This is a genomic window from Pseudomonas sp. NPDC079367, assembly GCF_044542195.1.
Classification (GTDB): Bacteria; Pseudomonadota; Gammaproteobacteria; order Pseudomonadales; family Pseudomonadaceae; genus Aquipseudomonas.
Genome location: NZ_JBITTW010000001.1, coordinates 832,816 through 848,986, shown reverse-complemented (window position 1 = coordinate 848,986; position 16,171 = coordinate 832,816). Strand labels below are relative to the sequence as shown.

The 16,171-nt window shown below is 57.3% G+C and carries 20 protein-coding genes and 1 pseudogene; 15 read left to right on the top strand and 6 right to left on the bottom strand.

Annotated elements, in window-relative coordinates; genetic code table 11:
* The first annotated feature begins 3 nt into the window (after positions 1 to 3).
* From ACIGDJ_RS03750 to ACIGDJ_RS03735, 4 genes are all read left to right on the top strand, one after another.
* Positions 4 to 516 carry a cyclin-dependent kinase inhibitor 3 family protein gene (locus ACIGDJ_RS03750; protein WP_222018978.1) on the top strand — a complete coding sequence of 171 codons (513 nt, stop codon included), beginning with the start codon at positions 4 to 6 and terminating at the stop codon, positions 514 to 516.
* A 24-nt stretch (positions 517 to 540) separates the two neighbouring features.
* The gene (locus tag ACIGDJ_RS03745) at positions 541 to 1,545 is read left to right on the top strand and encodes an ArsJ-associated glyceraldehyde-3-phosphate dehydrogenase (RefSeq protein ID WP_222018979.1); all 1,005 of its coding nucleotides are present in this window, start codon (positions 541 to 543) and stop codon (positions 1,543 to 1,545) included.
* A gap of 9 nt (positions 1,546 to 1,554) precedes the next feature.
* Entirely contained in the window at positions 1,555 to 2,775 is a 1,221-nt protein-coding gene (arsJ, locus tag ACIGDJ_RS03740) for an organoarsenical effux MFS transporter ArsJ (RefSeq protein WP_222018980.1), read from the top strand.
* Between the two features lie 91 nt (positions 2,776 to 2,866).
* Positions 2,867 to 3,328, top strand: a complete 462-nt coding sequence (locus tag ACIGDJ_RS03735; RefSeq protein ID WP_222018981.1) for a hypothetical protein — start codon at positions 2,867 to 2,869, stop codon at positions 3,326 to 3,328.
* Here ACIGDJ_RS03735 and ACIGDJ_RS03730 read toward each other — a convergent pair.
* Complete coding sequence (locus ACIGDJ_RS03730; protein ID WP_222018982.1) at positions 3,316 to 4,392, bottom strand: ArsO family NAD(P)H-dependent flavin-containing monooxygenase; 1,077 nt, start codon at positions 4,390 to 4,392, stop codon at positions 3,316 to 3,318. The two genes, ACIGDJ_RS03735 and ACIGDJ_RS03730, sit on opposite strands and share 13 nt — an antisense overlap.
* 427 nt (positions 4,393 to 4,819) lie before the next feature.
* On the opposite strand from ACIGDJ_RS03730, the gene ACIGDJ_RS03725 reads away from it, so the two are divergent.
* Both ACIGDJ_RS03725 and ACIGDJ_RS03720 read left to right on the top strand, forming a co-directional pair.
* Positions 4,820 to 5,062, top strand: a complete 243-nt coding sequence (locus ACIGDJ_RS03725) for a phosphoribulokinase (RefSeq protein ID WP_222018983.1) — start codon at positions 4,820 to 4,822, stop codon at positions 5,060 to 5,062.
* A 162-nt stretch (positions 5,063 to 5,224) separates the two neighbouring features.
* Complete coding sequence (locus ACIGDJ_RS03720; protein ID WP_313902821.1) at positions 5,225 to 5,431, top strand: co-regulatory protein PtrA N-terminal domain-containing protein; 207 nt, start codon at positions 5,225 to 5,227, stop codon at positions 5,429 to 5,431.
* Between the two features lie 199 nt (positions 5,432 to 5,630).
* On the opposite strand, the gene merR is transcribed toward ACIGDJ_RS03720, so the two are convergent.
* Positions 5,631 to 6,050 (bottom strand): Hg(II)-responsive transcriptional regulator, encoded by a 420-nt coding sequence (gene merR, locus ACIGDJ_RS03715; RefSeq protein ID WP_222018984.1) that lies wholly within the window; start codon positions 6,048 to 6,050, stop codon positions 5,631 to 5,633.
* A 71-nt stretch (positions 6,051 to 6,121) separates the two neighbouring features.
* On the opposite strand from merR, the gene merT reads away from it, so the two are divergent.
* From merT to ACIGDJ_RS03675, 8 genes and pseudogenes are all read left to right on the top strand, one after another.
* Positions 6,122 to 6,472, top strand: coding sequence for a mercuric ion transporter MerT (gene merT / locus ACIGDJ_RS03710; protein ID WP_032860806.1), 351 nt, complete (start codon positions 6,122 to 6,124; stop codon positions 6,470 to 6,472).
* A 13-nt stretch (positions 6,473 to 6,485) separates the two neighbouring features.
* The gene (merP, locus tag ACIGDJ_RS03705) at positions 6,486 to 6,764 is read left to right on the top strand and encodes a mercury resistance system periplasmic binding protein MerP (protein WP_222018985.1); all 279 of its coding nucleotides are present in this window, start codon (positions 6,486 to 6,488) and stop codon (positions 6,762 to 6,764) included.
* Positions 6,765 to 6,776: 12 nt separating this feature from the next.
* Positions 6,777 to 7,211 (top strand): organomercurial transporter MerC, encoded by a 435-nt coding sequence (gene merC / locus ACIGDJ_RS03700; RefSeq protein ID WP_222018986.1) that lies wholly within the window; start codon positions 6,777 to 6,779, stop codon positions 7,209 to 7,211.
* A 33-nt stretch (positions 7,212 to 7,244) separates the two neighbouring features.
* On the top strand, positions 7,245 to 8,927 hold the full coding sequence (merA, locus tag ACIGDJ_RS03695) for a mercury(II) reductase (protein WP_222018987.1): 1,683 nt from the start codon (positions 7,245 to 7,247) through the stop codon (positions 8,925 to 8,927).
* A gap of 20 nt (positions 8,928 to 8,947) precedes the next feature.
* Positions 8,948 to 9,367: a hypothetical protein gene (locus ACIGDJ_RS03690; protein WP_222018988.1), complete on the top strand. Its 420-nt coding sequence runs from the start codon at positions 8,948 to 8,950 to the stop codon at positions 9,365 to 9,367.
* The gene (merD, locus tag ACIGDJ_RS03685; RefSeq protein WP_010466052.1) at positions 9,364 to 9,726 is read left to right on the top strand and encodes a mercuric resistance transcriptional repressor MerD; all 363 of its coding nucleotides are present in this window, start codon (positions 9,364 to 9,366) and stop codon (positions 9,724 to 9,726) included. Before ACIGDJ_RS03690 ends, merD begins: the two co-directional genes overlap by 4 nt.
* Complete coding sequence (gene merE / locus ACIGDJ_RS03680; protein WP_019819729.1) at positions 9,719 to 9,955, top strand: broad-spectrum mercury transporter MerE; 237 nt, start codon at positions 9,719 to 9,721, stop codon at positions 9,953 to 9,955. Before merD ends, merE begins: the two co-directional genes overlap by 8 nt.
* Positions 9,956 to 10,109: 154 nt before the next feature.
* A pseudogene (locus tag ACIGDJ_RS03675) lies at positions 10,110 to 10,328 on the top strand (DUF3330 domain-containing protein); the annotation flags it as partial.
* 331 nt (positions 10,329 to 10,659) lie between these two features.
* On the opposite strand, the gene ACIGDJ_RS03670 reads toward ACIGDJ_RS03675, so the two are convergent.
* Both ACIGDJ_RS03670 and ACIGDJ_RS03665 read right to left on the bottom strand, forming a co-directional pair.
* Positions 10,660 to 13,143: an arsenate reductase (azurin) large subunit gene (locus ACIGDJ_RS03670; RefSeq protein WP_222018989.1), complete on the bottom strand. Its 2,484-nt coding sequence runs from the start codon at positions 13,141 to 13,143 to the stop codon at positions 10,660 to 10,662.
* A gap of 14 nt (positions 13,144 to 13,157) precedes the next feature.
* Positions 13,158 to 13,676: an arsenate reductase (azurin) small subunit gene (locus tag ACIGDJ_RS03665; protein ID WP_102599784.1), complete on the bottom strand. Its 519-nt coding sequence runs from the start codon at positions 13,674 to 13,676 to the stop codon at positions 13,158 to 13,160.
* A 389-nt stretch (positions 13,677 to 14,065) separates the two neighbouring features.
* Between ACIGDJ_RS03665 and ACIGDJ_RS03660 the strand changes: the two genes are divergently transcribed.
* Positions 14,066 to 14,767, top strand: a complete 702-nt coding sequence (locus ACIGDJ_RS03660) for a hypothetical protein (protein WP_397478341.1) — start codon at positions 14,066 to 14,068, stop codon at positions 14,765 to 14,767.
* Here ACIGDJ_RS03660 and ACIGDJ_RS03655 read toward each other — a convergent pair.
* Positions 14,747 to 15,247, bottom strand: a complete 501-nt coding sequence (locus tag ACIGDJ_RS03655; protein ID WP_260688117.1) for an HNH endonuclease — start codon at positions 15,245 to 15,247, stop codon at positions 14,747 to 14,749. The genes ACIGDJ_RS03660 and ACIGDJ_RS03655 overlap by 21 nt on opposite strands.
* A gap of 552 nt (positions 15,248 to 15,799) precedes the next feature.
* Entirely contained in the window at positions 15,800 to 16,147 is a 348-nt protein-coding gene (locus ACIGDJ_RS03650; RefSeq protein WP_339533374.1) for an ASCH domain-containing protein, read from the bottom strand.
* Positions 16,148 to 16,171: the final 24 nt, after the last annotated feature.

Below are 16,171 nucleotides of genomic sequence, written 5' to 3'. Positions count from 1 at the left end.
ACCGTGCAACAACACCCATATTCCGTACTGCCCCTGGCACAGTTCAATGGCCAATTGATCTTCACCCCGTGTCCAGGCACGAAGGGCACCAAGCCTTTCGAGGCGCTGCAAACCCTCAAGGACGCGGGGGCATCGGCGCTTTTGACGCTGATGCCAATAGAAGAGTTGCTTCAGAACGAGATCGACCTGCTGCCCGAAGAGTGCCAAATGCTCGGCATCGAGTGGTTTCACCTGCCAGTAGAAGACGATCAAGCGCCTGGCGAAGCATTCAAAGCCGCATGGGAACAGCATCATCCGCGACTCCAGCAGTTGCTGACCGAAGGGAAAACCATTGCTATCCATTGCAAGGGCGGCTCGGGTCGTACCGGCTTGGTCGCCGCTCAGTTATTGATCGAGAGCGGTGTGCCATTTAGTGATGCCATCCGCGATGTTCAGTCGTTGCGTCCACGCGCCATTCAGCATCCTGCCCACATTGAATACATCGGCCAGTTTGACACCCAGTCGAACTCCCACTGACAAACAGATACAGAGCACAACAACATGACTATCAAAGTTGGCATCAATGGTTTTGGCCGGATCGGTCGCCTCGCTCTGCGAGCAGCCTGGAGTTGGCCTGAGTTCGAATTCGTACAGATCAACGATCCAGCAGGTGACGCGGCGACTCATGCGCACCTGATCAACTTCGACTCGGTACATGGCCGTTGGCACAACGAAGCCAGCGCTGAAGGCGACAGCGTCGTCATCGACAGTAAGCGGATCAAAGTCACGGCCAACAAAGCGATTGCCGATACCGACTGGTCGGGTTGCGATCTCGTTATTGAAGCCAGCGGCAAGATGAAAACAGTGGCGGTGTTGCAAGCCTACCTGGATCAGGGCGTTAAACGTGTGGTGGTCTGCGCTCCGGTGAAGGAAAAAGGCGCGCTGAACGTCGTCATGGGCGTCAATCATCAGCTGTTCAATGCGGCAGAACATCGCATCGTCACCGCCGCTTCGTGCACCACCAACTGTCTGGCGCCAGTGGTGAAAGTGATCCACGAGAAGCTGGGCATTCGCCACGGCTCGATCACCACCATTCACGACCTGACCAACACCCAGAGCATTCTCGATCAGCCGCACAAGGATCTGCGTCGTGCACGTGCTTCGGGCATGAGCCTGATTCCAACCAGCACCGGCTCGGCCACTGCCATTGCCGAAATCTTCCCGGAGCTGCGTGGACGCCTCAATGGTCACGCTGTACGTGTGCCGCTGGCCAATGCTTCGCTGACTGACTGTGTTTTTGAAGTCGAGCGTGCCACCACGGTCGAAGAGGTGAATCAGTTCCTCAAGGACGCGTCCGAGAATGAACTGAAAGATATCCTCGGTTTCGAGGAGCGTCCGCTGGTGTCCATTGACTACCGCACCGACCCGCGCTCATCGATCATCGATGCGCTGTCGACCATGGTCATCAACGGCACCCAGGTCAAACTTTACGCCTGGTACGACAACGAATGGGGCTATGCCAACCGTACCGTCGAACTGGCCAAAATGGTTGGCCTGGCAGTCTAAGGAGCGGTCATGAAAGTGTTGTCAGCCCTCGCTCCGGAAGTGCGGCAGTACCTGCTCGTGACGGGCAACTACTGGGCCTTCACCCTCACCGATGGTGCTTTGCGCATGTTGGTGGTGCTGCACTTTCACGCGTTGGGCTACAGCCCACTGCAAATCGCGGCGTTGTTTCTGTTCTACGAACTCTTTGGCGTGATCACCAACCTGGTGGGTGGCTACCTCGGCGCCCGGCTAGGGCTGAACCGGACCATGAACATCGGGCTGGGCCTCCAGGTCGCCGCGCTGTTGATGCTCACGGTTCCGGTAGCCTGGCTGACCATTCCATGGGTGATGGGCGCTCAAGCGCTGTCCGGGATCGCCAAAGACCTGAACAAGATGAGTGCCAAAAGCTCCATTAAGCTTCTGGTTCCGGATGGGCAACAGGGCAAGCTCTACCAGTGGGTGGCAATCCTCACCGGCTCGAAAAACGCACTCAAGGGGGTTGGCTTTTTTCTGGGTGGAGCCTTGCTGGCACTCATCGGCTTCAAAGGCGCCTTGTTGGCCATGGCGGGTGTCTTGGCGCTGATCTGGATCAGCAGCTTGGTCCTGTTGAAGAAGGACCTGGGCAAAGCAAAAGCCAAGCCCAAGTTTCGCGACATCCTGTCCAAGAGCCGGGCGATCAATATCCTCTCAGCGGCGCGGATGTTTCTGTTCGGTGCCCGTGATGTCTGGTTTGTGGTGGCCTTACCGGTGTACCTCAGCAGCGTGTTTGGCTGGGACTTCTGGAAGGTTGGCGGCTTCCTGGCGGCCTGGGTGATTGGCTACGGCATCGTGCAATCCTTCGCGCCCAACATCACCGGCAAGAAGCGAGGGCACGTGCCGGATGGTCGTGCGGCATTTCTCTGGGCGCTGGCACTGGCCGGCCTGCCTGCGGCAATTGCTCTCGGACTGAACACCGGGCTGTCGCAACAGGCGGTGCTGCTGGGCGGATTGATGGTTTTTGGTGCGTTGTTCGCGGTGAATTCGTCGCTGCACAGCTACCTGATCGTGTCCTACGCCAAGGAAGATGGCGTGTCGCTGGATGTGGGTTTTTATTACATGTCCAACGCCATGGGGCGGTTGATCGGCACAGTGCTGTCCGGCTGGGTTTATCAGGTGTATGGGCTGGAAGCATGCTTGTGGATATCGAGCGCATTCGTGTTGCTGGCCGCTCTAATTTCTATCGCCTTACCCAGGCATGCTGAGGCGATATGAAACCGTCAGGCAGGAGGGAGTGAACCTCTTCGCGCTACGTGCGTGTGGAGGAATTGGCAGAGCCTGAATCAACACATGTCGGAGGCACGTCATGAGCAAGTTTATCGACATACCTACACTGTCTTTTGTGGTGATTACTGCGGTTGCATTGACCGCTTGTGATCAAGGCGAGACACCCGCCAAGCGTCCGTCCGGTATGGACAAGACGATTGAAGGGACATGGTTTATAGGCGAGTGGCGCAATACCCAGAGGGATGCTTTGGCGCTACCGTCATTTCGGCTTTCCGCCGACAGCCTGCAATGGGGTGATTGTACGGCGGAGTTTGACAGTCTGATTGGCCGCGACGAGAAGCGAGCATCCCTGGCGATGAAAGAGGGTAGCGACTGCCCAGCCAGCAGCCAAGGACGGCTGAAGGACATCCTCCTTCAGCGCATAAACGAGTGCATGGCCAGTGTCGAGCTTTACGCTTCTGTGGAAGATGTCAGGCAAGATTCCCCTCAACTATCAGCGGTGTACTTCAAGGTCGGCTGCCGGCCACTTCAGGTGGACTGATCGGCGAGAACGGCCACGATCTCATTGACTGTGCTCCGTGCTGTTCGTGTTACACCGATCAGTGTGGCGGAAGCTGAACCTGTCCACTCGCCGTAACCGACCAGCCACAGCCCTGGCTTTTTGATCGAGTGGGTGCCTTCGACCTTAACGCGGCCCTCGGAGTTGACCACCCCCAGTGAATCCAGATGCTGAAGGGCTGGCCGAAATCCGGTGCACCAAATCACCGCGTCCACCGCAGACTCGGAACCATCGACCCAAACAACCCCATTAGGCGTAAAACTTTCGAAAGGTCGTACAGACTTGAGCACGTTGCGCTCTCGGGCTTCGGCAACGGGCGCAACCATGACGATATCGCCCAGCCCACCAACCGGCTGCTCAATGACGCGCCCCTCCAGCTGGGCTTTCCAGCGCTCAGTTGCACGCTCGAACAATACCCGCCCATCCACATCGTCAGGCAAGAACATCGGTTCTACTGGGGTTACCCACGTGGTCTCAGCGACCTTTGAAACTTCGGCAAGAATTTGTGCTCCTGAGTTACCTCCACCCACCACCAACACCTTTTTGCCCACGAACGGCTGCGCTTCGACATAGTTCGCGGAGTGCAGCTGCTGACCTTTGAATAGCTCTGCATTGGGGTAGTGAGGTACGTAGGGATTGCTCCAGGTGCCTGTAGCGCTGACAACAACCTCGGCATCCCAGTGCTTGTCAGCAGAACGTACTCGTAGGCCAGATTCCGTACGCTCAACAGAAGTGACCCGTACCGGGCGCTCAACCGGGAATTGGTAGCGCTGCTCGTACTGGTTGAGGTACTCAATCACATGATTCCGTGAAGGGTAGCCATCTTGCGTAGGGGGCATCATCCAGCCAGGGATCGAACTCCAAGTGGCGGGTGAGAATAGATGCAACGAGTTCCAGCCATGTAGCCAGGCACCACCGGGTTCTTCCTCTGCGTCGAGGATGACGAACGAAAGAAGTGTGCGGCGCAGGAAATACGCTACAGCCAAGGCTGATTGCCCCCCGCCAATAATTACTACGTCTAATTGAGCGCTCAGCGAATCAGTCATCGGACGAACCTTGGATCGATGCAAGACGGTCCAGTATAGCGACTCAATTTGGGCTCCAACTGATCCAGCTCATTGAGAGGGAACTCCTCTACAGGGTATGTGTAACGGCTCGCGTTTGAAAACGGCCGGGCTCGCAATCGATGCAATTTCCAGCTCAGATTAACTGCGGCTGATGAAGCCCTCGGGCTCACATTAGCTGCGAGCGAGCTTGCATTCAGCCGCGCCGGCTTGCATTTAATCTCAATGGGCTCACGCTTTCTGCAACTGAACGCCCCTCGCTCAGACCGTCCAATAAACCAGGGTTTGTTGGACGGCCGTCTCTCAGCAGGCAACCCTCGCGCAAACCCGCATTGCTGACATCCAGCTACAGTCTCCAGCTTTCAATATCCGACTACACTGGGCTCTCACTGAATAGTTGGACAAAGCCATGTTGATGGGATACCTGACTGGCGAGAAACCGGTCTCGGCGGAGCTGGTGGAATCAGTGCTGTCGCGTCAACTGGATGATCTGGAACCGACCCTGACGCGCCACGGTTACCGCATCAAGGATCTGGTAGATCAGTTCGACGCCAGACCCAATGAGATCAAGGCGCTGTTTAGCAACGCGCTCGATCCGGCGCGCGCCGCTGAGCTGCGGGACAAGATGCTGGCAGCGGGGTTGCCGATCTGAGTCTGGGGGCTGAGGAGCAACGGAACAGAAAGTGCACTTAAGCCCTGCCATCTCCTCTCAGCGCAATAGTCCAGGTACTCCAACTCTATCCTCTGCTTGATTCCGTACTTAACTACGGAGATAGAGTCGAGTCGTGGGTAGAAAACCCGAGAGGAGGCTGTTATGAAATACCTAAGACTGCTGCTGATAGTGGGTTCGACTCTGCTGTCATCCACCATATGGGCCGAAGGCGGGAGCGATCGATTGATTGAGCGGAGGGCTGCTATACGCGACAAGGCTGAGGCGGCCTTGGTGGTGAAGACTGAGCAACGAGGGGCCACGGCGGCTGGCCGTGTCGAAGAGCAGCCCGCCTGTCCATCTGCAAGGTAGGACATGAGCGACTGCTGCACGCTCCGCTCGACCAGACTCAGCGTGAGTCTGTCCAGATGAGGCGCGAGCGTAAATGTCAGTTACCCATCTGTGGCCTCTGCAAGTGCTCCTTTGGCCATTCAGCGGCGCTCATTGAGCGCCGCTTTTTTTAAGCTCCAGCCGACAAACAGAGGCGCCTTACGAAGCTGGAGATCGTAGGTCAACGCGGCTCTTTGTTCCTATGCAGTGAAACGATCAGCGGACAGGAAACAGTCCCGTGGCTCGCACAACAGTCGTGAACCAGTTGCTCCAAAACTGACTCGATCCGCTTTAAATCCGCAAGTTTCCCCCGCACATCCCCGAGCTTCTGCTCGGCGAGCACGCGCGCTTCATCGCAGTGAGAGCCGTCATCCAGCCTCAATAGCCCGCCCACTTCTTCGAGACTAAAGCCTAGCCGTTGCGCGGATTTTACGAATTTCACCCGTGCGACATCCGCCTCGCCGTAGCGGCGAATGCTGCCGTAGGGCTTGTCCGGTTCGGGCAACAGCTCCTTGCGTTGATAGAACCGGATGGTTTCCACGTTGACCCCGGCCGCCTTGGCAAAGGCGCCGATGGTCAGACTTTCCACATTGTTTTTCATACCGCTTGATTCCGTACTTGACTACGGGATTAACCTTAAACCATCGATCAAATGCTCGAAAGGAGAAATGCATGTCTGAACCATCAAACGGGCGCGCCCCTCTTGTTGCCGGGGCGCTTGCTGCGATTCTCGCCTCGACTTGCTGTCTTGGGCCGTTGGTACTGATCGCACTGGGATTCAGCGGGGCCTGGATCGGCAACCTGACCGTGCTGGAACCTTATCGCCCGATCTTTATCGGCGGGGCGTTGATCGCGCTGTTTTTTGCCTACCGGCGCATTTTTCGACCGCAACAAGTTTGTAAGCCGGGCGATGTCTGCGCCATCCCTCAGGTACGCACCACCTACAAGCTGCTCTTCTGGGTGGTTGCGGCATTGGCGCTGGTTGCGCTCGGCTTCCCTTACATCCTTCCCTTGTTCTACTGATCAGGAGTTCGCCATGAAAAAACTGCTCGCATCCTTCGCCCTTGCCACTCTCGTCGCCACACCTGTCTGGGCGGCCATCCAGACCGTTACCCTGTCGGTGCCCGGCATGACCTGCGCCGCCTGCCCGATTACGGTGAAGAAGGCGTTGACCAAGGTCGATGGCGTGACCAAGGCTGAGGTGAGCTTCGAGAACCGCGAGGCTACCGTCATCTTCGACGATACCAAGACCAATGCCCCGGCGCTGACCAAGGCGACTGAGGACGCCGGCTACCCGTCCAGCGTCAAGCAATAGGCGGGCATTCCAATGGCAAATTCTTTCAATCTGTTCACGCGGATCGGTGACAAAGCCGGTTCTGTCGGCGTGCTGGTTTCCGCCATAGGTTGCGCCTCGTGTTTTCCCGCCCTTGCCAGCTTGGGGGCCGCGATCGGTCTGGGCTTTTTGAGCCAGTGGGAAGGCCTGTTCATCACCACGCTGCTGCCCCTGTTTGCTGGACTGGCTCTGCTCGTTAATGCCCTTGGCTGGCTCAATCATCGGCAGTGGCGACGGACTGCGCTCAGTCTGATCGGCCCTGTCCTGATGCTGGCAGCGGTGTTTTTGATGCTGGCTCACGGCTGGCGGAGTGGCTGGTTGCTCTACATCGGCCTGGCTCTCATGTTTGGGGTGTCGATATGGGATCTGGTGTCGCCCGCCAACCGCCGTTGCGGGCCGGATTCCTGTCCGACTCCGCAGAAACAGTGATACCGAAAAGAGACCCATCTGAGGAATAACGCTATGACCAAACTGCAAATCGTCGGCATGACCTGCGCCTCCTGTGTCGAGCATGTGAAAGATGCCTTGGAGAAGATTCCGGGCGTGCATCAGGCGGAGGTTTCCTACGCCAGCGGGAAGGCCGAATTGAAGGCCGACGAGGGCGTAAGCCGAGAGCAAATGCAGGCCGCCGTCGAGGCTCTGGGGTATCGAGCGGCGTTCGACGACTCCACGATACAAACCCGTCCTGGCCTGCTCGACAAGGCGCGGGGCTGGTTGAGCGGCAGCACTGGCGCCGGGAAAGAAGACGGCAGGCTCCACATTGCGGTCATCGGCAGCGGTGGCGCGGCGATGGCGGCCGCGCTCAAGGCGGTGGAAGGCGGTGCCCGCGTTACCCTCATCGAGCGCGGTCTCATCGGCGGCACCTGCGTCAACGTGGGCTGCGTGCCCTCCAAGATCATGATTCGTGCCGCGCATGTGGCCCATCTGCGCCGCGAGAGTCCGTTCGACACTGGATTGTCCGCCACGACGCCGACGGTCCTGCGCGAGCGACTGCTCGCGCAGCAGCAAGGCCGTGTCGACGAACTGCGCCACGCCAAATACGAAGGTATTCTGGAGAGCACCCCAGCCATCAGTGTGCTGCGTGGCACCGCCCGTTTCCAGGACGGCCACACGCTCAGCGTGGAACTGGCCGAGGGTGGCGGGCACATCGTAGCCTTCGACCGCTGCCTGGTCGCCACCGGCGCAAGCGCGGCCGTTCCGCCGATTCCAGGGCTGAAAGACACGCCGTACTGGACCTCGGACGAGGCGCTGGCGAGCGATACAATCCCTAAGCGGCTCGCCGTGATCGGCGCCTCCGTAGTGGCGGTGGAACTGGCGCAGGCCTTCGCCCGGCTGGGTAGCGAGGTCACGATCCTGGCACGCAGTGCGATGTTCTTCCGTGAAGACCCGGCCATCGGCGCGGCGGTGACGGAGGCCTTCCGTATGGAGGGCATCGAAGTGCTGGAGCAAACGCAAGCCAGCCAGGTGTCCCACGCCAACGGCGAGTTCGTACTGACCACCAACCATGGTGAGTTACGTGCCGACCAACTGCTCATTGCCACCGGGCGCTTGCCGAACACCCAGGGCCTGAATCTGGACGGCGCCGGCGTGAAGCTGGACGAGCGCGGTGGAATCCGGATTGATCAGGGCATGCGCACCAGCGCAGCGGATATCTATGCGGCCGGCGACTGCACCGACCAGCCGCAGTTCGTCTATGTGGCGGCGGCTGCTGGCACCCGCGCGGCAATCAACATGACCGGCGGCGAGGCAAAGCTCAATCTCGACGTCATGCCGGCCGTGGTGTTCACCGATCCGCAAGTGGCCACCGTCGGCTACAGCGAAGCCGAAGCGCACCACGCCGGGATCGAAACCGACAGCCGCACCTTGACCCTGGACAACGTGCCGCGCGCGCTGGCCAACTTCGACACGCGGGGTTTCATCAAGTTGGTCGCCGAAGCGGGCTCCGGCCGGCTGCTGGGTGTGCAGGCGGTGACTCCGGAAGCGGGCGAAATCATCCAGACCGCCGCCATTGCCATCCGCGCCCGGATGACGGTGCAGGAACTGGCCGATCAGTTGTTCCCCTACCTGACGATGGTCGAGGGGCTGAAGCTCGCCGCACAGACCTTTAACAAGGACGTCAAACAATTGTCCTGCTGCGCAGGGTAATGAGAGAGCGAGGTTGAAACATGAGCAACACGGCAGGCGATCTCGGTAGGTGCGACAGCCTACGCAAGACATGGCAGGTGGTCAGCTTCTGGGGGCTGCCTGCCGTCGTGGCGACGATAGCGATTGTTCTGTCAGATCGACGCCCCGCGTTGTTCCTGGCAGCGGGCGCCGCGCTGGCCGTGATGGGCGGCGCCTGCCTGGTCAACGCCACGCGTTGTCGCCGCCTTCACTGCTACATCACGGGGCCTTACTTCCTGTTGCTCGCGGTTGGTGCGCTACTGGCTTATGTGTTTGACCAAAACGGCGAGCATCTCTCCAGGCTGTGGCTGCTACTGGCTCTGGGTGCTGCACCGTTGCTCATCTGGTTACCTGAGCGCCTAGCCGGAAGGAGATATCTGAGCGCCCCAGTTTGCGGTGAAGATCGGGGGTGTCGGCGATGAATGCCTACTCCATATCCAGATTGGCCGAGGACGCGGGCGTTAGTGTCCATATAGTCCGAGATTATGTGCTGCGCGGCTTGCTGCACCCCGCGCGGCGCACGGAAAGCGGTTACGGCATTTTCGATGAGCGGTCCCTTGCGCGGCTGTGCTTCGTGCGTGCCGCCTTCGAGTCCGGTATCGGGCTCGACGAATTGGCGCGGCTCTGTCGAGCGCTCGATGCGCACGATAGTACCGATGTGATCGGGTGTATCGAGCGCTTGCTTCGGCAAATCGCGACACGGCAGGCGGCTTTAGCCGCAGTGAAAACGGAGTTGGCCGGGCTGACCCATTGCGCCGTCGAAGGTCACGCCCATGCGTAACACCAACCAATCCGAATCAATCAAGATACCCCGCTGGCGCGCCTACACGTGGGGTGCGCTCGCCGCGCTCACTTGCCCCTGCCATTTGCCGGTGCTGGCATTGCTGCTTTCGGGGACTGCGGCCGGGGCCTTCGTCAGCGAACATTGGAGCCTCGCTGCGCTCGTGCTGGCGGTTCTCTTCATCCTCTTTCTGAGAGCGGCACTGCGGGCCTTTCGGGAGCGGCCGTGATCCGCTCAGACCACTGCGCGGTCTCCGCTGCCGAGTTGCGGCAGAGTTGGGAGCGCCGGGAATTCTTCTGCACTACCGGCCGCAGGTCGATCTGCGCACAGGTTCGATCACGGGTACGGAAGCGTTACTAAGTTTTCTTGGACGACGGAGGAACCCCATCATGAACGCAAACAACACCCCTACCATCAGCTGCTGCGAATGTTGCAAGGACATTCCCCTTGACGCCGCACTTACGCCGGAAGGTTCTGAGTACGTCGTGCACTTCTGTGGCCTGGAGTGCTATCAACGCTTTATGTCTCGCGCGGATAAGAGGGCGGCATTCGAGCCTGATAGCCCCTACACACAAAAGATCAGTACCCGTCACGACGACTAATTCGCTTTGCCTCTGGAAAGTGGCTCTGGTTAATTGCAGAAAGCGTGAGCCCACGATGATGGAATGCAAGCCGACGCATCTGAATGCAAGCTCACTCGCAGTGAATGTGAGCCCGGCTGCTCCGTCAGTTGCAGTTAATCTGAGCCGGGAATCGCATTGATTGCGAGCGCGGCCGATTTCAAACGCGAGCCGTTACAGGTATGCATTCCTAGGAGAGCTTGGACTGTAGGCACAAACAACGAAGCCTCCCGCAATATGCGCTTACATAGGCGGGGGGGCTTGGTTTAACGCGCTCGTAAAAAAGCGTCACGCTAGTACATGAAGACTGTTTTTACGTACTAAACCTGCGCGTCTTGAAGCTGATATTCTCTTTGAACTCCTCCACCTTCCCGATTCGACGGATACTCGCCCATGTGCCTTTGTAATAGGGCACCACGTTTCGATCGGTCCATGGGGTAGTCAAATCACCCATCACACCGTTGAAATGACCGAACTGCATGAAGGTTTGATTTCGTTTGATGTCGGGCTCCAGATAGGCCAACGCATAGGACGAACCGTAATCGTTGAACACCTCAACCACGTCTCCAGATTCAATCGTCAGCGCTTGTGCATCGTCTGGGTTGATTTCCAGATAAGCCATCGGCACGCGACGCTGTACAAAATCGTTGTATTGGTCGTGGTAGAGCGTTTGCCACACTTCATTGATGCGCCCATTGTTGACCCAGAACTGGTGCTTCTCCTTCTGTTCTGCCACCGGTTTCGGCAATCCGGGCCATGTTGCTGGCTTGAACTCCGCTTTGCCGTCCGGAGTGTCAAACTTGTAATCGGTGTAGAGCATTTCGGTGCCGATCAGCTTGCCGTTTCGATATTCCTTGGTGGGTAACTGGACGCCATTGTTGCCCATCGCTTTCAGGCGCTCGTAGGTGACAAGGTTGCCCGTGGTCCCGCCCTGACTGTCGATTGGGCCCGCACCGGGTTGGCCAGCCATACGGAAGCCGTCATTGAAGGCGTCCTCCTCGCTATTCCAGTCGAACCCTGCAAAGCGCGCAGCCATGTCCTGTTTCCCTTCGTCCGTATACATCTGCCGGAGGGTTCTAGCGATAGCCGCAGCGATCAGGCAATCGGCTTTCGCTGAACCAGGGGGGTCCATGAATTTTTGTGAAAGGCGCATCCGGCGTTCCCCATTCATTGAGGTGAGATTTATTTCTCCAGGATGGGCTGCCGGCAGCATCACATGGGCAGCTTCTGCAAGCTTGGTTGGGTAGAGGTTGATGTTGGCGACGAAGAGACCACCTTTGTTTTTCACTGCGTCGTAGACCGCATCCACCATCTGCGCCGTTGTACCGCCGCGAACATTGGCCATGGCCTCCCTGACAATGTTGGCACGTTTCAGAATGACCGCACGATGTTGCTCAGCATTCAGCGTGGTTTGGAAGGGATTAGCCCCCCATGCCGTGTACATCATGCCCTTGCCGTTGATGATCTCCTGATCCACATAGATCTTGGTATTGCCTGGATAAGGGGGGCGTGTGTAACCCTCTTGATGCCCGCCCATGCGTACCACACCCGTACCTCGTCGTCCGACGTTGTGGGTCGCCAGAACCAAGTCGACCAAGGCAGACTGGATGAGGTAGTTGTCATTGCCCCAGATGATTCCTTTTTCATAGGCGTGCATGGTATGGGGGCGATGGCCGGAGGCTTTGGGTTTGTAAGCCCATTCGGCTGCTAGCTTGAGCTTGTCTACCGATACCCCTGTAACGTGACTGGTATCCTCCAGCGACATTCGATTGGCTTGAAGTGCCTGGTCAAATGCTTTGGTGTGGGCCGCGATAAATTCTTCGTCATGCCATTTTTGGTCGACCACGTAGGTCAGCAGGCCATTGAACAAAGCGATATCCGTTCCCGGTTCGATATCCAAGTGCAGCACGTTGTCCTTACCTGCGGCTTGCTCCGCTATAGCGATGGTCGGCGTCCTACGAGGGTCGACAAAAATCACCTTGGCAGGAGCAACGGTTTCTCCCGGAAAACGCTGTTTACGCTTGTCGACCGTCTGCCCCTGCAAATTGGGAACCCAGTGCGCCAAGAAGTAGTTGGTTTGGGTTTCATATGAGTTGCAGCCGATGGCAACTATGACGTCAGCCAACTCCGCGTCTTCGTAGCTGTTGTTGAGTTCGCCAATGCCCATCTCGCGTGTGGCGTGGCATTCGGAGTTATAGGCGGGGCGATTGTGGATACGTACCAATGGCGTTTGTAGCGCCGTGAACATCAGCTTGCCGGTGCCCCAGGTATTCTCGAATCCACCTCCGGCGCCTCCGTGATCGAAGCAGTCAAAGGCGAGCACGGCTGGCCCGTCACTATCGAGAATCTTCTTGGTCACACCTGCATAAAGCGCCAAGGCATCATCCCAATTGGTATCCACCCACTGGTCAGCCACATATACACGTGGACTGCGTAGCCGCTCCTTGCCTACGCCATCGGGGTTATACATGACCTTGGCTAATTGCCCGCCTCGTGTGGATGAGAGCCCTTTATTAACTTCGCACTGCTTGTCCGGCACGATCATGATGTTGTAGCGCTTGCCGTCCTTGTCGGTGATCGTGTTCTGCATTGCCGGCGTCATGATGATAGCCAACGGAGGCAACTGTTTGCGGAAGTCGAGCCCCAGTGCGTTCTCTTCGGGTGCCCGTCCCCCCTCTCGATTTTCCGGCCACTTGTACACGTGATAGCCACAACCCACGATGCAGAAGTGGCATGTCAGGTTGGTCTTTTGGGCATCTGTCGGAGGCAGTGCCACACGATCTTTGTTCGTTGCCAATTTGAATCTCCTTATCAAAGGAGGTTGGACTGACGTCCGTAGATCAACCCTTCGACGGCTACAGCACGGACCGAATCGTCATTTGGGTTGTACTCAAGAACTATGATCGGCAGGTTCTCAGTGGCTTGTCCGGAAACCATTTGGCCAATATTCTCAGGGTCGAAAATGCTGAAATGGCAGGGACATTTGAACACCTTTTGCCCAGGGTCATAGGCCACCGGACAGCCCATATGCGTGCATAGCGTGCTGTAGGCCACAATGTCTCGATCTGGGCCGACACCGCCTGGAACGGGCGTGCCCATCTTAATCAATGCGCAAGGTGAGGCCGCGTCGGGATAGGAAAATAGGACTGGTGTGTTGACCTGCAATTTCTGAGCTTTGGAGAGCGCCTGCATTTGGTAAGGAAGATTGACTCGACCCTCCGCCGTTGGCTTTGGTGTCGCGGCTTGCGTGAGTTCGGGCAAACCTATCGCCACGCTTGCAGCAACCCCACCTCCTACCTTCAGGAAGAGTCTTCTTGATATTGATGCCATCTCTGCCTCCGCATTGTGCTCGCGATGCAGTCGGCCCCCACCTCTGTCGTAAGCTGCTTTTACTTCAACCAATTGAGCATAGTCGACAGACTGTTGTTGTGGCTGAAATGGCTCGAACCACTTGCGATCCGCTTAAGTGTGTCGACATTTCCGACTGGCGGTTTGCAGAGATATCTGCTTGTTGGCGCGGTGGAGTTTCTGCAAGTCAGTTTGGCTTTTGCAAGATGAGCGATTGGTACGACGCACGAAAAAGGACAGGTATTGCGGATTTGCGGCCTCCGATGATCACGAAGTTAAGTTCGGCAGTTAGTCTGGTCATGTGCTCTCCCGAGATGGTGAAAGTATTAAAAGGTCAAGCAGGGACATGTATGTCCTTCAAGAGAGGGCATGTGTCGAATATCATTCTCTGCGCGAATAATCTTGAAGAGCTAAAGGTCGGGCTTGCCGCACTGGACATCAGTGTTCCAGCACGTTCAGATCGACGTGAGAGTCCACATGTGGAGCGTTATTGCATTGCGCACCTGCTTGCAACCCTGCCGGCTGCAAAGCTCTTTTTTCCGCTGACCCTTAACCATAGGGATAAGCCGGACTTCCTTCTGGAGATGTCCAATAGGTCCATAGGGATCGAGCATACGGAAGCCGTTCCAGTGAATGCCGCCCGCAGCCAGGTGCTACGGGAGCGAGGCTTGGGGCCGGATGTTTATTTCATCCCTCACGCTACGCCTAGAGAGCCCAAGAAATCGGCCGAAGAACTTCGGCGCGAGATTGAGGCCGATGCCCCTGGGGGCGCTTGGGGCGGCGACTCTCCTGAGTATGAATGGGCGGCGGCGATGGCCCACTGCGGCGGGGAGAAACTCCTTAAAGCGATGGACGATGGCTTCGTGCGGTACCCCACCAACTGGTTGCTCATCTACGACAACTGGCCGCTGCCGGGTGTCAATTTTGCCAAAGCTGCGTTGTACCTTGCTCCGTTGCTGGCGAGCATGGATGCATATTCAGTTTTCGATGCGGTTTTTATCCACGACGATTCGGCAATGTGCGAGTTCCGAGAGGAGCCGATCATCCATGCCCTAGTCAAACCTGGCCACTAGGCTGGCTTGGGCTGTTAAGGCTGCTCGAATCTCGGTTAATGAGTACGGAGGATCGCGCCTATGCACTACGTGATGGCAAGTTGCGCAAAGAGGTATCAAGTCGCGTACGGGGTCTACCTGATACGCTTCGCCAATAGCGGACAGAGGCGTTACATGATGAACATGAATGAGGTCAGCTCCTATCGGGCCGTACTTGTCTTCATAGTTCAAACCGCACGCTTGGCACGTTGGCCCATAATGTGCGATGCACAGCCTGCGTGCGGTGGCATTTCGCTCATAGACTGTCAGCTCGACAGTCTTCAAAGCTCCTTCTGTAAGCGTTGACTTATCGACGGCGTAGGCCGTTGCTGATGCTTGGGAAGGGGGAAGTATTCCGATTGCAAAGTCGCCGGCAATTCCCGTGACATCGAACTCCCATACACCCCACTCGCCGATAGTAAGGCTCGACTTTGGCGGATTCTCATGAAGAAGAGACACCATTTTTCCAGTTGCCGGGTCACGCCGCATCTCCTGCACGTCGGTATTCCTCTCATGAAGATACCAAGCAGGCCATTGCCCTAACTGTGCTATCCATGATTACCCTTTCGCATAGCTTCTGCGCGCGATATCCAAACACTCAGCTGGTGTTGGGACCGCGATAGAGATGCCGAACGGAGGTGAGGTCTGGTCTGGTGGTGGAATGAGATAAACGTAGTTTTTGGCCTTCTTCACGAGTGTCCACCCCCTTCTTGGCAGGATGACACTCAACGTCAAAGTCGCAGCGAACCGATACGTCGTCGGGCCGTATTTCTTTGGAGCCTTGCCTCGTGGTGCAATTTCAACGGTATGGATTGGCCAGCCAGGAGGGGTATGGCTCTTGGTTGCCTGTTGGTCCAACTCAAAGCCGTCCGAGTTACTAGCTGCCATTTGCACCCTCCTGATGCCATCAAGTAACGCCATCTTACGCATCGATTCGATAAGCTGCTTGGTCAAAAAACCTCTGATCGTCGGCTCTGTTGAGTAAGCGTCTGCCCAACACATCTTGCTCAATGTTCAGCGTCTGTCTGGGAGTAGGAAATCTACCTCGTAGATACCCCGTGCCGCACGGATGGTCACAGGGTGTATGACTGGCCTTACGTCACTCAACTCCCATGCGAGCCAGCCATCCTCAAAATAACTTGCACAGGCCGCTTGCATGTCAGCGAGGATGAAGGGACGCACGGCTTTCACGCGCACAATTGCGACGGCAATACCGTTATCGTCTTCGTCCCCATCGTTATGGAGAAATCGCTCGTTTTCCACAATCAGGAGATCCTCGGAAGGATCTAAGTCTGGATGCCAACGACGGACTTCGAGGATTTTCTCGCCAGAAGCGATTCGGCCGCCACTGGGCCGTACAATTGATAAAGCCTTTATGGTTCTCTC

What these genes read in the sequence shown, in the direction of transcription:
- ACIGDJ_RS03745 (WP_222018979.1), top strand. Translation starts at nt 541, where the DNA reads ATGACTATCAAAGTTGGCATCAATGGTTTTGGCCGGATCGGTCGCCTC.
- arsJ (WP_222018980.1), top strand. Translation starts at nt 1,555, where the DNA reads ATGAAAGTGTTGTCAGCCCTCGCTCCGGAAGTGCGGCAGTACCTGCTC.
- ACIGDJ_RS03735 (WP_222018981.1), top strand. Translation starts at nt 2,867, where the DNA reads ATGAGCAAGTTTATCGACATACCTACACTGTCTTTTGTGGTGATTACT.
- ACIGDJ_RS03730 (WP_222018982.1), bottom strand. Translation starts at nt 4,392, where the DNA reads ATGACTGATTCGCTGAGCGCTCAATTAGACGTAGTAATTATTGGCGGG.
- ACIGDJ_RS03725 (WP_222018983.1), top strand. Translation starts at nt 4,820, where the DNA reads ATGTTGATGGGATACCTGACTGGCGAGAAACCGGTCTCGGCGGAGCTG.
- ACIGDJ_RS03720 (WP_313902821.1), top strand. Translation starts at nt 5,225, where the DNA reads ATGAAATACCTAAGACTGCTGCTGATAGTGGGTTCGACTCTGCTGTCA.
- merR (WP_222018984.1), bottom strand. Translation starts at nt 6,050, where the DNA reads ATGAAAAACAATGTGGAAAGTCTGACCATCGGCGCCTTTGCCAAGGCG.
- merT (WP_032860806.1), top strand. Translation starts at nt 6,122, where the DNA reads ATGTCTGAACCATCAAACGGGCGCGCCCCTCTTGTTGCCGGGGCGCTT.
- merP (WP_222018985.1), top strand. Translation starts at nt 6,486, where the DNA reads ATGAAAAAACTGCTCGCATCCTTCGCCCTTGCCACTCTCGTCGCCACA.
- merC (WP_222018986.1), top strand. Translation starts at nt 6,777, where the DNA reads ATGGCAAATTCTTTCAATCTGTTCACGCGGATCGGTGACAAAGCCGGT.
- merA (WP_222018987.1), top strand. Translation starts at nt 7,245, where the DNA reads ATGACCAAACTGCAAATCGTCGGCATGACCTGCGCCTCCTGTGTCGAG.
- ACIGDJ_RS03690 (WP_222018988.1), top strand. Translation starts at nt 8,948, where the DNA reads ATGAGCAACACGGCAGGCGATCTCGGTAGGTGCGACAGCCTACGCAAG.
- merD (WP_010466052.1), top strand. Translation starts at nt 9,364, where the DNA reads ATGAATGCCTACTCCATATCCAGATTGGCCGAGGACGCGGGCGTTAGT.
- merE (WP_019819729.1), top strand. Translation starts at nt 9,719, where the DNA reads ATGCGTAACACCAACCAATCCGAATCAATCAAGATACCCCGCTGGCGC.
- ACIGDJ_RS03665 (WP_102599784.1), bottom strand. Translation starts at nt 13,676, where the DNA reads ATGGCATCAATATCAAGAAGACTCTTCCTGAAGGTAGGAGGTGGGGTT.
- ACIGDJ_RS03655 (WP_260688117.1), bottom strand. Translation starts at nt 15,247, where the DNA reads ATGGTGTCTCTTCTTCATGAGAATCCGCCAAAGTCGAGCCTTACTATC.